Source organism: Streptomyces sp. NBC_00237, from assembly GCF_026342435.1.
In the GTDB taxonomy this organism is placed as follows: Bacteria; Actinomycetota; Actinomycetes; order Streptomycetales; family Streptomycetaceae; genus Streptomyces.
Window position 1 is genome coordinate 332,685 of sequence record NZ_JAPEMT010000003.1, and the last position, 14,688, is coordinate 347,372.

Sequence of the window (14,688 nt, forward strand, 5' to 3'; positions counted from 1 at the left end):
GCTCATGTCGTCCGCTCCGTGAGGATCAGGGCGTCCGGCACCCGGGGGTCGAGCACGACCAGTTGCGCCGGGCGGATGCGCGAGGCCGGGCCGGTGGCACGGCGGTCCCTCCGGGCGGGCGCCGCGCGGACCCGCTGCTCACGGGTCAGCGTTGCGAACAGCCCCTCGGGCTCGGCGAGAGCCGCCAGGAGAGCGGTCTCGTCGACCCCGGTGAAGAGGTCGACGTCGGCGTGGTCGACACCCTCGACGGCCTGGATCGCCGTCAACGCCTCGCTGAGCAGGGCGTCTTGAGCAAGCTCCCGCCGCTCGAAGCCGAAGGTCCGCAGCAGGGCGGCCCGTACGCGCGGCTCGACGGACTTCCACCGGTGGTCCGCCGTGACGCGCACCTGACCGGTGATGACGAGGAGCCGGAGCTCCCGCACGCCGACCTGGACCGCGACCCCGGGATCGCCGAACCGGTGCAGGGCCCGCACCAGGCTCCCGTACAGGCCCGACGTCGCGGAGATCGGGATGTCGTCCACCCCGGCGACGGTGACGTGCACCAGTTCCCGGCTGCCGTCCGAGAGCCGTACGGCAGCAGCCTTGCCGATACCGGCGAACGTACGGGCGAAATCCGCGTGGTCGCGTACGGAGACCAGCCGGTCGAGGGCCGTCACGCCCAGCGGGGCGTTGCGCCGTAGCTGGTCGTGTCCTTCGCGGTCCGCGCCCCCGGTGGCGGGCAGCGGATTGACGACCTCGCGCACCCCCAGCGGGCGCGTGGCGAGGAGGCTGATGCGCCCGGCCTCCGTGTTTCCCGCGCGGCCGATTCCGGTGCGGTACTGGGCGGAGACGTTCTCGACGCCCGTGGGCAGCCGCGCCCCGTGGCGGCCGTCGCCGAACAACAGGGTGGTGCGCTGCTCGTCGTCGGTGGCGGTGCGGTAGCCGTGGTCGGTGGGACCGGCTCCTGCCAGGTCCGCCGCCTCGTGCCACAGGATCTCGGCCACCCGGGTCCGCAGCGTGCTCTCGGTCCCGGTGGCCGTCGGGGCGGGCACATGGGTGAGCGGCGCGTGCCGCAGTGCGAACCGCTGGCCCGCGCTGCCCGCGTCGCCGCTGCCGAGCACCTCGGTACGGGTCTCGCCGTGGGTGGCGTGGGCGACGTTGCCGTAGATCTTCGCGGTGTCGCGCCGGTAGCAGTACGCCAGGGGTTCGGCGAGCCGCAGCACGGTGCGGGTGAAGTCGCCGGGCGGATCGCTCGGCACGACCTGTTCCACCCCCGCCGTCATCGCCAGTTCGGCCGCCTGGAGGCCCGCCACTCCAGGGACGTCGGTCCGCTCGCCGGAGACGATGACGCGCCGTCCCGGCTCCAGCCCGTCGTACAGGCCGTCCAGTTCGATCAGGTCGCCGCAGATCGCCTCGCGCACGGGGTCGAGCGGTGCGGGGGAGAGAGCGAGCGGCTCGCTCTGCGCGTGCACGGTCACCTCGCGCAGCGCGGCCAGGGAGTCGATGCCGCCGGTCCACGCACGGTCGAGCAGCAGTTGGGTGCCGCCCGACGCGACCCCGTAGTTGGACCTGGTGACCTCGTGGACGGTGAGCACCTTGGCGAGCAGCGGCTCCGGCGGCCTGCCGCTGTCGCCGCCGCCCGCCCGCTGCACCGCGACCCAACTCCCGGGCAGTATCTGCGGATACACCGCGTCGAGCGTGAGCACCCGAGGTTCTTCCCGCAGCGGGAAGTCCCCCTGGACCTCCCCGGAGACCGTGAGGTCGGGCCGGTCGGCGACCGCGCCGGGCGAGGGGTCCGCGACCGCTTCTGTCGAAGGGTTCGCGATCACTTCCGGCGAGCGGCCCGCGACCGCTTCTGGCGAGGGGTCGTCGATGACGCGTACGACGGTCGTCGGATCGCTGCCGACGCACTCCACCCCCATCGGGTCCCCGGGCCGCAGACGGGCCGTCACCGTCACCCGCCGCCGCTTGAGGACGATGACCGCGACGGGGCGGACACTCTCCCCGAACCCCGACAGGGTCGTCTCCACCGTCTCCGCGACGGCGTCGAAGGGGGTGACGGTCGTGTCGTTGGTCCTGGCGCGCACGGTCACGGAGTGCCCGCCGATGCTGACCGTGTACGTGAGGAGACGCTCGGTCCCGTCGGTGCGGGGTACGGCGACGGTGAACTTCTCGGCCGTACGGGGCGGGGCGTTGTGCCCGAACAGCCGGGCCCTGACGCGCAGGGCGAACAACCGCTGCCCCACCGGCTCGCCACGCGGCAGCTTCCGCCACGCGCCGTACAGGACCGCACCGAGATCCGGGCGTACCGCCGACAGCAGTCGGGGCAGCGCGTCACCGGTGGCGGCGTAGCTCTCGCGCGGTGCACGCGGCATGCGGCTCGGATCGGCGGGCGGCCGGGAAGGGGGCTTCGCCAGGGCGTCGGCCAGCCTCGCCACACCGAAGAAGCCCGGCACCCGGCCCGGCACGGCTGCCGGATCGGCCAACTCGTCCCGTACGGCGTCCAGTTCGGACGTCAGACGTTCCAGCTCCGGTACGAACCCCTCCAGCCAGGCCCGCAGCCGTACGTGCCGGCGCTGGGCCGCGCGGTCCAGCTCGGACCGCAGTCCGGACAGCACGCGTCCGGTCAGGAACTCGTCCGGTACGGGCACGTCGGCCTGGGTTTGGGCAACGCGCAGCAGCGCGAGCGCCTTCTGCCACGTCACCCCGGGCCGAGGCTGCTTCTCGCCCCGCTCCAGTGCGTCGCGTACGGCGTGGCGGGTGTGCTGGAGGAGTGCGGCGGCGCTGGGCCGCCGCGCGGCCGGGGTCCGGTCCCTGATCCATCGCTCGACGTCCGCCCGGGTGCGTCCGGCGGCCGGATCGGGTGTCACCGCGAGCACGCGGTAGAGCCGCTGGTCGCTGCCGCCCAGGTCGAGCAGCAGCGGATCGTTCGGCCGCAGCCCGGTCCTGACGCCGTCCAGGTGGAACGGCCCCGAGGTGCCGTCGCCACGGTCCGTCCCCGACAGGACCTGGGGGCGGGTGAGGCGGGGGGCCAGCAGGTTCCACTCCGCGCGGGCGGGCAGCGGGCTCCCGGTCTCGTACGGCTGCGGGGGCCCGCCCCCCGTCGGCCTGCTCTGCGCCCGGGTGCCCGCCGGGACCTCCCCCCGGTAGCCCGCTTCGAGGGTGAACGCGAGGAACGCGTCGGCGGCGACTCCCGGGCGCGGCCGGTAGCCCACCAGGCGGGCCAGTTCCAGGAGTGAGCGCCGCTCGGTGGCGGTGCGCAGATAGCCCTCGTTGGCGATGCGCTCCTGGTAGAAGGTCAGCACGTCGGCGACGACCGCCCAGGCGTCCAGGAACGCGACCGCCGGGTCGTCGAGGTCGCGGGTGCGCAGGGCGGGCAGCAGTTCGCCCAGCCGGTTGCGCATCGTCGCGAAGAAGTCCGGGTGGGTGCCGACGCGGTACGTGAGCGCGTCGAGCCCCGGCTGGTTCGGGTGGGGCGGCGAGGAGTGCTGCCGTGCCGCGCAGGTGTCCCGGCAGCCCCCGCAGCCACCGCAGCAGTCGTCCGAAGCCCGGTACGGTGCGCTCATCGTCCGCCTCCCAGCCGTAGCACGAGCCGGCCCCGGTCCGGCGCGTTCGGATCGTTGTCGAGCCGGGCCACCTCGCAGGGGCCCATCCGCAGAACACCGTCCTCGATGGCCCCGTTCGGCCCGTCGGACTGGACCTCCAGACGGGACACCTCGGCGCTCTCCACGCCGCTCACGCCCTGCGCCACCGACGTCAGACGGCTCACCGACACCCCCTGCCCGAAGGTCAGGCTGTCCGGATGGAAGAAGCCCCGTCGCCCGCCGGGCAGTACCCGGTTGCTGAACGCGTCCAGGAGGTCCGCCCGCACGTGACCGCTGAGGAACCCGGGTCGTACGCAGACGCTCAGCTCCAGGTACACCGGCACGTACACGGCCGGAGCGACGACCAGGTCGTGGCCGATCCTGCGAAAGGGACGCAGACGGCGTGCGACCAGCCGCAGCAGCTCCTCGTCGGCCTCGACCCGTCCCATGGGATCGACGGTGGTGAGCACCTCGTACCAGCTGCCGGTCCAGCGCAGCGAGGCCGCTGCCCGCTGCACTTGCGAGGAGCGGCCGGTGTCGTCCTCCAGCGCGGCGAGCGCCGCGTAGTCGTCGGCGGTCACGGCCCGCCGCAGCCGGGACCGGAACGCCGTGGGCGCGCGGGACTTCGCCTCGTCCAGCGGCTCGGCCGCCGTCCCGCCGCTCGCGGGCAGCGGATTGCGGGGCCTGACGAGCGGGTCCTCGGCCCGCCCGTCGCGCAGCAGCAGCCGCGAGATCGACTCGGCGCCCACGTTGCCCGAAGGGCCGTTGCCGATCCGGTAGCCCGCCACGAAACGCGTGCCCGCCTCCGGCCGCCGCCCGTCGTGGTCGTCGCCGAACCGCAGCCGCGCACGCCCCGCGTTGTCGGTCTCCACGACGAAATGGCGGTCGAGGGGCCCGCTGTCCAGCAGGTCGGGGCGCGGGGTCCAGCGCCAACCGCCGGGAGGCGCACCGTCACCGCGCTGGACGAGCGAGACCTGCGGCCCGGCACCTCGCGGATCCTGTACGGCCAGCCGCGCGGCGGGAGCGTACGAAGAGGGCTCCTGACGGAACGTCAGAGGGAGCGACCGCAGTGACGGTGTGAACGGACGGGCGCGCACGGCGGATTCCGCGATCCGTCCCACGCCCTCGCACCGGGCTTCTTCCTCCTCGGCCGCCACCGTGCCGAGCGCCTCCCGGTGCACCGTTCGACCGTGGTCGGCGGTGACGACGTTTCCCCGGGCCACGACGATGCCCTCGACGAGCGCGCACGTGGGCGGCCGTCCGAGTGCCGACAGGCACAGCGGAAAGGGCAGCGCGTCCTCGGCCGCCCACGCGACCTCCACGACGGGCCTGTCGTACAGCACGTCGACGACGCTCGCGTCCACGGCGGTGAGCCGTACGGCATGGCGGTGCGCACGGTCGGCGTCGGCCGGATCGCCGCTGTGCGGCCCCTTCACCTCCTCGAACACCAGGACGTCTCCCACCCGCAGCGCGAGCCGCCGCTCGCGCGTCGCGTCCGGGGCGACGTACGAACCGTCGACGGCCCACGCGTCGAGCAGGGTTGCCCCGGTGGCTCCTTCGGGCAGGCGGCAGTCCTCGTCCCCCCAGGTGTAGAGGGGGATTTCGTTGTGCGCGACGCGTACGTCGACGGGGCCTGACCCCATCGGCTCGAAGACCTCGTACCCGCCGACGGGCAGCCGCTGAACGTCCTGCGGCGCGAGCAGATCGGGGATCGACGGTTCGGGGTCGCGCAGCGCCAGGAACTGGAGGTGCCTCGGGTTGAGCGACCGGTCCACCTCGGTGTGCAGACAGACGAAAACGCGGGCGTTGCACCCCTCGTGCAGTGCGTAGTCGACGAGCTTGGCGTGGCGGCGCACCGAGACGCGCTGCCGCGCGGTGTCCAGGTACGCCTCGGTGGCGACCGCGTCCTGGAAGTAGCTGAGGTGATCACCGACGTACGCCAGGATCTCGGCCAGCACGATGCCGACATCGGGAACGTGCCGTTCCTGCCAGTCGGGCATGACGAGCGAGAGCCGGTCCAGGATCAACCGCCGGAAGCTCGCGTAGTCCTTCGCCAGGTAGTCGATCTCCGGCCCGGTGCTCGCGGGGGGAGGGGTGAACGGGTGTGCCGCGCAGTCGAGTTCGCTCGGGCAGGAGGCTTTGAAGGTGAACTCCAGGCTGGCGAAGCGGAGATCGAAGCCGGGCAGCGGCCGGTCCGTGGGCCGGTCCTGCTCGTCGGTCGCGACGAGACGCAGGGTGTACGTCGCCCAGTCGCCGGGCGAGGTGACCCGGACCTCCATGTGGTCGTCGAGGTCGGGGAGTTCGCTGCGGTGGACGGTGATGCCGTCGACGTGTACGGGGACGGAGTGCGGCGAGTGGGCGATGCGCACGTTGTTCTCGGAGATGGGGTCCGGGGCCCTGCCGAGGAAGAAGACGGTCAGGGTGCGCTGGTCCGTGCCGACCTCGACGTAGTCGAGCCCGTTGAGACCTGCGGCACGGACGTCGGCGCGGCGGCCCCCGCCACGGCCGAGGGGGCGGATCACGGCGTTCCGCCCAGGACGAGGGTCTCGCGGCGGACCTCTCCGCCGTCGCGCAGCGCGTACACGACGACTACGCGCAACTCGGATTCCAGGCCCGACACCTCGACGGACCGTACCTCGATCAGATCGCCCAGCCACTGCATCAGGCCCGCCTGGGCGGTGAACCGCACGGCGGTCGCCAGCTCGGGGCTGTTGGGCTCGAAGGCCCTGCGCAGCAGGCCGCTGCCGAAGTCCGGGCGGTTGACGCGCTCGCCGGGGCCGGTGAACAGGAACTGGGCGATCAGGTTCCGCACGTGCTCGGCGTCGCTCGCGCCCGCCGTGCGGCCACGGGCGTCGAGGCGGAAGGGATGGCCGATGTGGAAGGGAGGGTCGATCGGGAAGGGAGGGGTGGCGTGGAACGCCCGGTCGACGTCGCGCATCACGTCCCCCTGACCCGGCGCTGGACGGCGACGACGGTCAGCCCGGTCCCGGTCGGCACGCACGTCGCGGAGCCGTTGTCGAGCAGCAGCGGACGCCCGGTGGACTTCACCCGGGTCGCCCCGCCCGATGTCCAACTCCCCTTCACGCAAGGCCCGTTGCCAGCGTTGGGTCGTGGTGCCTTGCAGTCGGGGCTGACGCTGTAGGAGGCGGGCAGGACGACGGTGGCCGCGCCCGCCACCTTGACCCGTGGGTTGGTCGCGTCCGGCGACGCCCCGCCCGCGTGGGCGCACTGCACGGTCGCGTCGGCGGGCAACAGGAAACCGGCCATCACGTCACCTCCAATCCGTCGCCGTTGATCGTCACCTTGTCGTCCGCGAGGGTGATCACCCCGTGCGTACCGGCGTTGATCTCGATCCCGTCCTTGTCGAGGGTGATCGTCAGCCCTTTCACCGTGATGGTGATGCCCGAGGTGTCCGGGGCGCCCGGCTCGGCCGTCGAGTCGTCGAACGTCACCGTGGCGAGGGCGGTCTTGAGGACCTTGTGGTCCGGGGTCGCCGCCGGTGCCTGTCCGGGACCCCAGAAACAGCCGCTCCACACGGGGCGGTCCGCGTCCCCCTGCTCGAACTCGAACCACACCGAGGCGCCCACCGGCGGCATGAGGTGGAGCCCCACGCCGTCGCCCGCGTACGGAACCGAGGGCAGCGCGAAGGGGCTCACCTCACTGCCGTACACATCCGGGACGGTGGCCCGGATCCGTCCCTCGGGGCCGTCGTTGTGGGTGACGACGCCACGGAACTTGCCGTAGTAGGCGGGCCGTTCACCGCTCATGACATCGCCCCCCATTCGTGGTTCATGACATCGCCCCCCGCTTGTGGTTCATGACACCGTCACCCGGGGGAACGCCGCACCGAGCCCTTCACGGGTGAGGACGAAGCCCTGCCGGTAGGAACCCACCTGGAGCAGATGGGTGACCTCCTTCACGTAGTACTCGCCGTCGTAGCCGAGGCCCGCACCGCGCACGCCCACCCGACGGCGTGCGCGCAGCACACCGCCGTAGCGCACGGCGTCCAGTTCGCCCTGCCCGGTCACGGCGTCGGACGACTCGCCCGCCGTCGTCAGCGCACGCAGCGCCGCCCGTACGGGATCGAGTCCTGCCACGTCCCGGGCGACCACGGTGCGCAGCGCGGCGGCGGGCCTGCCGCTGAGGGCGGCGAGCAGTCCGGAGGGCACCGGGATGTCGATCGTCAGACCGGTTCGCGGGTCGAGGATCGTCACCTGGGGGGTGGCGGGACCGGCCGCGTTGAAGTCGAAGCTGATCACCCCGTCGACGTTCGAGTCCGGTCCCATCCCCGTGGTGAGCGCGGGCTGGCTCCCGCCGCCGCGCGGCTGCGGTCCCCAGTAGGCGGTGCTGATGCCGGGAACCACGGTCGGCTCGACGAAGAAGACGAACCCGTTGCGGCGGGCGAGACCCCGGACGCAGCTCAGGTCGTTGCCCTGCCAGGTCGGCAGCCCTTCCTGTTCGGACGGCTTGTCCGTGGTCGTGGTGACCTCGGGCCGCAGGCCGTGGTCCGCGAGGATCTTCTTGACGATGTCGGAGTCGCTCTGGTCGGGGAACGTGCTGCTGCGCTCGGTGAGGGTGAGGTCGAAGCTGAGGTCGTCGCCGGTGACGACCAGGGTGGACCCGCCGGGCCGACCGCTCGGCGCGACCTGGTTGTCGGTGACGATGCCGTTGATGAGCACGGTGAACGAGCCCGCCATGAGGACCGCGACGCTCACGCGCGCGGGCGGGTCGAAGTACCCCTCCCGCAGCAGCCCGTACTCGGAGAACCCGTCCTTGCCGAGAGCGAAGGTCAGCCGGAACGCGTCCGCGCGCTCACTGGAGTTCAGTACCTGCACGTCGATCAGGGAGTTCACGACCTCGTACGGCGCGGGCCGGACGACGGTGGGCCCGAGCAGCAGCTGCAACCGCACCCCGAAGTCGGCCATCAGATCGCTCCCAGGGGCAGCGGGACCACCAGACGGCGGCCCGGCTCAGCGGTCAACTCGGCGGGCCGCATCGCTCCGTTGGCGTCGCAGAGCTGCCAGAAGCGCTCGGGGTCACCGAGACGGCGGGCGGCGATGTTGTCGAGACGTTCGCCCTGGGTGACGGTGTGCTCGGCACCGGCCGTCGCAGGGAGACCTGGCGGCAGGAAGCGTCGGCGTGCATAGGCGGTCTCCCGTCCGTCGGGACGGGTGAGGCGGGCGGTTTCGATGCCGTAATAGCGGCTGGTCGTGGAGAACATGGCGGCCTCTAGAGGGGGTTCAGGGCCGTGTCGCGGAGCCCGGAGGCGCCCAGGACCCCCTGGGCCGTGGCCTGGAGCTCCTTGACCACCTGGTGGGCGAGGAACATCGAGTAGCCGGGATCGGACCGCTTGAGGTCGGCGTAACTGAGGACGTGGAGACTGAGATCGACCTTGGCGAGAATCGGGTTGAGACGCGCGTCGTACGCCTCCTCGGTGATGGTGAACCCGGTCAGGCGCACGGGCAGCACGCGCTGCGGTCCCCACACGAACACGGTCAACGGGGCCTGCATGGGCACGATCTCGATGTTGCCGAGCGCGGCCAGGACCGCGTTCGCGATCACCAGTGCGCTCTTCGGGTAGAGCAGCATCTCCAGGGACGCCAGGACCGGGGTGATCCCGGACGAGACGGCGAGCGGATCGGCCGTCTCCAGTTGGTCGGCGGCGTCGATCTCCACGCTCAGATCGATGTCCTCCTCCGGCGGTCCTGTCACCCGGAACGGCTCCGCACGCCCTCCGGCGTCCTCGCCTCCGCCGACCGTCCGTGCGGCGAGACGGCGCGTCATCCGCTCCGGGTTGTACTGGAACACGATCACGCCGGACAGGGGATTCGCCGGGTCCATGCCGACGAGCGCGCCCTTCTGCAACCGGGGAGACCCGGGGAAGGCGCTCACCGGCCGCCCCCTTCGCGTACGGCGCTCTGCACGGAGCGGGCGATCCGGTGGCTCACGAGGGCGGAGTCGACGTCCGCCGGGAGCGCGCTGCCGAGACGCCGGGACACGGCGGACTCGACGGCTGCCGCGAGCGCCGCCGGGTCGGGCCTGCCGTCCGGGCCGGTCGGCAGGCCGTCCAGCACGAGGTGTCCGATGCGTACTCCGATGCGTACGTCGATGTTCGGCTCGGTCACGTCACTGCCCTCCGTGTTCGCGGCGCCGAGTGAGGTAGTCGTTCATGGTCATGACCGGCGCTCCTGCCGCAGCGGGTGCGGACCGCTTCGGGGGTGGGGCGGGGGGAGGGGCTGCTCGTACGTCGACGTGGTCGATGGTCACGTTGATCGTCGGGGGCTGCGGGGGTTGTGGGGATCGCGGTGGGCGCGCGGGCTGTTGGGGCTCGACGCTGGTGGTGGCGGGGCCTGGGGTGGGGCGGCCCGCGAGGTGCGCGGCGTGCGTCGCGTGCGTAGCGAGCGTGACGGTCACGGGAACGGGCTTGAGCGAGTGGGGAGTTGGGCGTCGGGTGGCCGCGCCCGTGCCCCCGCTGTCGGGTGTGGGCCGCGCGAGGCCGGTGCCGTGGGCGACAGTACGTCCAGTGAGGGGTGGCAGCGCGTGACCGGTTGGGGCGTGCGGTGGGGCAGGGGCAGGGGCAGGGGCAGGGGCAGGGGCAGGGCTGTGGGCGGTGCCGGGGCCGGGGAGGCGGTCCGGGCCGGAGGCGGTCACCCTTGCCACGACCTCCTCGGACGAGGGTGATGGCGGCCGGTCGGCCGCTGCCGCTGCGGGGGCGGGGGCGCGGACGTCCGCGACCGTACTCGGCGGACGGCCCGGGGAACGGCGGCTGTGCCCGACGGGCCGGTTGCCGTCGGAGGGAGCGGTTGCCGCGTGCGCGCCTGATCGGGGCGCGGCGTTCCGCTGGACGGGCTCCGGGGCGTGGGCCCTCGATGCCAGGGGCGCGCGTACGGAGTCTTCTGCGTATGCGGTGGGCTGCCTGCCTTCCCCAGGGGCCCGAAAGACTTGCGGCACGGGCGGAACTCGCGGATCCCGCGGAATGGGTTCGTCCGCAGCCGCCCGCGCGGGGCGCGGACGAGGCGGGCCCGGTTGCGCTGTCGCTTCCGTCTCCGTCGTCGTACGACCGTCGGGGCCCGACCATGCGAAGACCTCGGTAGCCAACTCGTCTGCGGCGAAAAGAGGTTCGTGCGCCAACGGTTCGTACAGCGATGCCAGCCGAGGCCGGATCGATCCGCCCGGATCGAGGACGCGCGCCGCCTGATGCTCCGCGAAGCCGTTCATGTCCCCACTCATGTCTCCACCAGTTCCAGATAGACCCGGCGGCGGGGCTCGCTCATGGCGAGGATGTCGCTCTCCCGCCAGCCGTACGCCGTGGCGAGGCGATGGACGTCGTACAGAGTGCGCCGCGCCAGCGCGTCGATCTCCGCCCAGAGGAAGGAGACGATGTCGAAGCTCTGCTGCCAGGCCGTCGCACAGGCGGGGCAGCGCAACGAGATCCGGATGTCGGCCTGGGGGTCGGCGGCGGCCAGCCATTGCTCGACCAAGTCCATTACACCGTCCGGTAGTTGGGAGGTCGGTACCTCCCTGCCGTCGAGCGAGGCACTGAGTACGCAACCACGCAGGAGGGCGTCCCGGGCGGCGGGGACGGCGCTCTCGTGGGCGATGCCCGCCAGGTCGCGGCTGTCGAGCAGCCGCACTCGCACCTCGTACGGTTCGGCCCGCAGCACACATCCCTCGGCCGGGCCAGGGGGCGGCTCGGCGATCGTGATGTCCGAACCCGAGAACTCGACTTCGAGCAGTTCCCCGCACGAGGTGCAGCCCGCCAGCCCGACGACCCTGTCCCCGAAGACCCGCGTACGCAACTCCAGCAGCAGGGCGTCGCGGCGCCCGATGCTCAGGGCCGCGAGTTCGGCCGGGCTCGCTTCGGGCCGCGCCGCGGTGAGCAGCGCCAGCGCCCGGCCGGTGACGGGCCGCGTCGCGCCGAGCTCCCAGACGTCGAGGAGACGTGCTGTGACGGCGCCCGTAGAGGTGCTCATCAGCCCGGCTCGGTGAAGGTGGGTTCGCTGGGCTCCGGCACCTCGTAGTCGCGCTCCCAGCCCTCGTTCTCCAGCTTGAGGTGCTGGATGGCCACGGCGTTGGCGTTGGCGTCGAGATCGGGCACCGCCTGGAACTCGGACACCCAGCACCGGTACACCCTGTACGCGAGGGCGACCTGACCCGCTTCGTTGTAGACCTCGATGATGATGTCCTTGCGGAAGTCCAGCAGCGACACCTCGGCACCGAGACCTGACCCGAAGTTCCACACCTTGTTGGCCCACCGCTCGAAGGCGGGGTCGTGGCTGATGCCGCGCTCCAGGGTGATCGCCTCGAACTCGGTCCGCCCGGGGGACTTGCGGCTGCTGCTCGGGTCTCCGCCCTGACGGTGCGTCACCACCTCGGTGGTGCGCTTCAGGGGACTGACCTTGCTGACCCCGGCGACGTACTGGCCGTCCCACTTGACCCGGAACTTGAAATTCTTGTACGGGTCGAACCGCCGCTCGTTCACGGTGAATTGGGCCATGTCACTTCCCTACGTCTGGATCTGACCGGCGATCTGCTGGAGCTTGACGACCACGAACTCGGCGGGCTTCAGCGGCGCGAATCCGACGAGGATGTTCACGATGCCCCGGTCGATGTCGTTCTGTGGGGTGGTCTGGCTGTCGCACCGGACGAAGTAAGCCTTGGCAGGGGTGTTTCCCTGGAACGCGCCCTGGACGAAGAGGTCGTGCAGGAACGCGCCGACGTTCAGCCGGATCTGTGACCACAGGGGCTCGTCGTTGGGCTCGAAGACGACCCATTTGGTGTTCCGGAAGAGGGTTTCCTCGATGTACAGGGCAAGTCGCCGCACCGGCACGTACTTGTACTCGTCGGCCGCCTGGTCCGCCCCGCGCAGTGTCCGCGCCCCCCACACCACGCGCCCGAACAGCGGGAACGTACGCAGGCAGTTGACGCCCAGCGGATTGAGCTGGCCGTTCTGGTCGTCGGTCATCTCGACCGTGAGCCCGCGCACCGCGCCGACGGCGGCGTCCAGCCCGGCCGGGGCCTTCCACACGCCGCGCTCGGTGTCGGTCCTGGCCATCACCCCGGCGACGGCACCGCACGGCACGACGGAGACCGTCTGGTTGTCGCGGAGGGGGTCGGCCACCAGGAGGCGGGGGAAGTAGAGGGCGGCGTTGCGGGCGGCCCTGCCGGTCAGGCCGAGCGTGCCCAGCCGGGTACGGGCCTCGTCCGCTGTCGCCGTGGTCCAGTCGGCGGGCGGGTCCACGAGCAGGAGGGCACGGCGGCGGACGCAGTAGGGCATCGCCTCCTGGTACACGGACTTGCCGGTACTGCCGTCACGGACCGGCGGCGGGATGCAGAGCAGGTTGAACAGGTCGGTCTTGTCGAGGGCGTAGATCCCGGTCCCGGCGGCCTGCTTCCCCTTGAGATCGTCGTCGTTCAACGGATCGCCGTCGGCTCCGCTGCCCTCCGTCGCCTTCTTCTCCTTGACCGAAGGACGGGCGGCCTCCGGGACCTTCCACTTGTCGTTCACCTTCTGCACCCGGACCAGCAGCGACGTCTCCGCCAGGACGTGGGGCACGAACCGCGGACTCGCGGGGTCGATGGACACGCCCAGGAAGCTCTCGCTGGCGACGACGGTCTGTGGGTCCGCCGGATCGGTCTCCACGACCGTGAGGTTGAATGCCTTGGGGTCGTCGTCCGGAAGAGGGTGGGTGACAACGACCTTGAGGTTGTTGCCCCAGGCCCCGGGGCTGGCGGCGACCAGGACCAGCTTTTTGTCGGGGGCGGGAGCCCCGGTGGACAGGGAGATCTCGGCCGCCTCGGGGAACTTCTGCACCGGCGGATTCGCGGCCCGCACGTGCCCCACCCGGACGATGACCGCCTGACTCCCGCCGTTGAGATAGAAGTCCCGTACCGCGTAACTCATCGTGCTGTCGGCGGCGAGCCCGCCGAACTGCCGCTCGAAGTCGGCGAACCCGAAGATCGTGGCCGGCTCGTTCAAGGGTCCCCGGGAGGCCCGCCCGACGAAGGCGGTGATCGACGTGGCGACGCCGACGACGGTCCGGACCCCGCTGGGGATCTCCTCGACGTAGACCCCGGGGTATGTCAGCGCACTGGGCACGGCGGACCGTCCTCTCTCCGGTGTGTGGAGCTGCCGGACAGGGACGATGTTCCTCGGGCCGCATCACGCGCACGTCACCGGACCGTCACCCGCTCCCGACCGGGGTGCCCTCCTGGCCCCTACCTTGCGTCAAGGCTGCGAAGGGACCAGTGGGGCTCGCTCCACTGGTAGTGCGACATGCCCTCCTGGTCGCAGCACAGGCACTCGAAGATGGTCACGGGGCGCGAGGCTCCGGAAACGGCACAGTGATACCGGCGTCCCGGGGCCTGGCCGCAATCGTTGATCACACCCGTTTCGAAGAGTTTGCCGAACGGCGCGCACTCACCGAGGGCATCCATGGGGAAGCCCCAGTCCTGGAGGAAGGACTGGAGGATCTCATCGCGCATGTCGATGCCGCTCCGTGGTGGCTCCTCGCAGAACAAAGCCCCTGGGTGGTCGTCGAAGCATTTCTTGTTCCGCCGCCGACGCTCTGTCGCCGGGTCGGGAAGCGGTGTGGGCTCAGCCTGTTGACCGGCTGCGGGCCACGGTGTGCCACCGGAGTCGGCGTGTGGCGGCAGCCACCGGCGGAACTTCTCCCACCCCGGATATCCCGGATACCCCGGGGAAGCGGGCAGGGGTGTGAAATCGGGTGAGGGGCGCCGGTGCGGGTCCGGGAGGTGACAGCCGCCGGTGCAGATCCCCTGTGCCGACTCAAGGATGATGAACCCGCGAGAGCGCAGCTCGTCCTGGAACCTCCCGAGAGCCCAGAGCTGGCGTACGGCGATGACAGATACCGCGAGTAGCGCCGCCGGGCCGACCCAAGCGCCCGGAGGCCGAGCCGGAGCCGGTGCCGGGGTGGGGACCAGACGCAGATGACGCGCTCCCTTGAGGACTTCCCGAGCGGGACCCGACAGCGCGGGCAGCGCCGCACCCATCTGGGAGCGGACCTTGTCCGGGTCTGCGTCGGCGGACTGCGCGAGCTCGTAGAGTGTCTGTACCTCCTCGATGGTCAAGATCCGCGAGCACGCAAAGCCGCCCTCTTCGCGG

General features: G+C 71.7%; 13 protein-coding genes. All 13 read right to left on the reverse strand.

Annotated features, from left to right (window positions below; all coding sequences use genetic code 11):
• Nucleotides 1-2: 2 nt before the first annotated feature.
• On the reverse strand, nt 3-3,545 hold the full coding sequence (locus OG897_RS28405) for a putative baseplate assembly protein (RefSeq protein ID WP_266661081.1): 3,543 nt from the start codon (nt 3,543-3,545) through the stop codon (nt 3-5).
• On the reverse strand, nt 3,542-6,085 hold the full coding sequence (locus OG897_RS28410) for a putative baseplate assembly protein (RefSeq protein WP_266661083.1): 2,544 nt from the start codon (nt 6,083-6,085) through the stop codon (nt 3,542-3,544). Before OG897_RS28410 ends, OG897_RS28405 begins: the two co-directional genes overlap by 4 nt.
• On the reverse strand, nt 6,082-6,501 hold the full coding sequence (locus tag OG897_RS28415) for a GPW/gp25 family protein (RefSeq protein WP_266661084.1): 420 nt from the start codon (nt 6,499-6,501) through the stop codon (nt 6,082-6,084). Before OG897_RS28415 ends, OG897_RS28410 begins: the two co-directional genes overlap by 4 nt.
• Nucleotides 6,501-6,830 carry a hypothetical protein gene (locus OG897_RS28420; protein WP_266661086.1) on the reverse strand — a complete coding sequence of 110 codons (330 nt, stop codon included), beginning with the start codon at nt 6,828-6,830 and terminating at the stop codon, nt 6,501-6,503. The genes OG897_RS28415 and OG897_RS28420 overlap by 1 nt, the downstream gene beginning before the upstream one ends.
• Nucleotides 6,830-7,330: a phage baseplate assembly protein V gene (locus tag OG897_RS28425; RefSeq protein WP_266661088.1), complete on the reverse strand. Its 501-nt coding sequence runs from the start codon at nt 7,328-7,330 to the stop codon at nt 6,830-6,832. The genes OG897_RS28420 and OG897_RS28425 overlap by 1 nt, the downstream gene beginning before the upstream one ends.
• A 48-nt stretch (nt 7,331-7,378) precedes the next feature.
• Nucleotides 7,379-8,488 (reverse strand): hypothetical protein, encoded by a 1,110-nt coding sequence (locus tag OG897_RS28430; RefSeq protein ID WP_266661090.1) that lies wholly within the window; start codon nt 8,486-8,488, stop codon nt 7,379-7,381.
• A complete protein-coding gene (locus OG897_RS28435) occupies nt 8,488-8,784 on the reverse strand; it encodes a hypothetical protein (protein ID WP_266661092.1) in 297 nt (98 codons plus the stop codon). Before OG897_RS28435 ends, OG897_RS28430 begins: the two co-directional genes overlap by 1 nt.
• Nucleotides 8,785-8,792: 8 nt before the next feature.
• The gene (locus OG897_RS28440) at nt 8,793-9,455 is read right to left on the reverse strand and encodes a hypothetical protein (RefSeq protein ID WP_266661094.1); all 663 of its coding nucleotides are present in this window, start codon (nt 9,453-9,455) and stop codon (nt 8,793-8,795) included.
• Nucleotides 9,452-9,688 (reverse strand): hypothetical protein, encoded by a 237-nt coding sequence (locus tag OG897_RS28445; protein ID WP_266661096.1) that lies wholly within the window; start codon nt 9,686-9,688, stop codon nt 9,452-9,454. The genes OG897_RS28440 and OG897_RS28445 overlap by 4 nt, the downstream gene beginning before the upstream one ends.
• Before the next feature lies 1 nt (nt 9,689).
• Complete coding sequence (locus OG897_RS28450) at nt 9,690-9,977, reverse strand: hypothetical protein (protein ID WP_266661098.1); 288 nt, start codon at nt 9,975-9,977, stop codon at nt 9,690-9,692.
• Nucleotides 9,978-10,789: 812 nt separating this feature from the next.
• Nucleotides 10,790-11,536, reverse strand: a complete 747-nt coding sequence (locus OG897_RS28455; RefSeq protein WP_266661100.1) for a hypothetical protein — start codon at nt 11,534-11,536, stop codon at nt 10,790-10,792.
• Complete coding sequence (locus OG897_RS28460) at nt 11,536-12,060, reverse strand: phage tail protein (RefSeq protein WP_266661102.1); 525 nt, start codon at nt 12,058-12,060, stop codon at nt 11,536-11,538. Before OG897_RS28460 ends, OG897_RS28455 begins: the two co-directional genes overlap by 1 nt.
• A 9-nt stretch (nt 12,061-12,069) precedes the next feature.
• Nucleotides 12,070-13,662 (reverse strand): phage tail sheath C-terminal domain-containing protein, encoded by a 1,593-nt coding sequence (locus OG897_RS28465; protein WP_266661104.1) that lies wholly within the window; start codon nt 13,660-13,662, stop codon nt 12,070-12,072.
• Nucleotides 13,663-14,688: the final 1,026 nt, after the last annotated feature.

Excerpts from the sequence above, each read along its gene's own strand:
- OG897_RS28405 (WP_266661081.1), bottom strand. The coding sequence starts at position 3,545 with ATGAGCGCACCGTACCGGGCTTCGGACGACTGCTGCGGTGGCTGCGGG.
- OG897_RS28415 (WP_266661084.1), bottom strand. The coding sequence starts at position 6,501 with ATGCGCGACGTCGACCGGGCGTTCCACGCCACCCCTCCCTTCCCGATC.
- OG897_RS28420 (WP_266661086.1), bottom strand. The coding sequence starts at position 6,830 with ATGGCCGGTTTCCTGTTGCCCGCCGACGCGACCGTGCAGTGCGCCCAC.
- OG897_RS28425 (WP_266661088.1), bottom strand. The coding sequence starts at position 7,330 with ATGAGCGGTGAACGGCCCGCCTACTACGGCAAGTTCCGTGGCGTCGTC.
- OG897_RS28430 (WP_266661090.1), bottom strand. The coding sequence starts at position 8,488 with ATGGCCGACTTCGGGGTGCGGTTGCAGCTGCTGCTCGGGCCCACCGTC.
- OG897_RS28435 (WP_266661092.1), bottom strand. The coding sequence starts at position 8,784 with ATGTTCTCCACGACCAGCCGCTATTACGGCATCGAAACCGCCCGCCTC.
- OG897_RS28455 (WP_266661100.1), bottom strand. The coding sequence starts at position 11,536 with ATGAGCACCTCTACGGGCGCCGTCACAGCACGTCTCCTCGACGTCTGG.
- OG897_RS28460 (WP_266661102.1), bottom strand. The coding sequence starts at position 12,060 with ATGGCCCAATTCACCGTGAACGAGCGGCGGTTCGACCCGTACAAGAAT.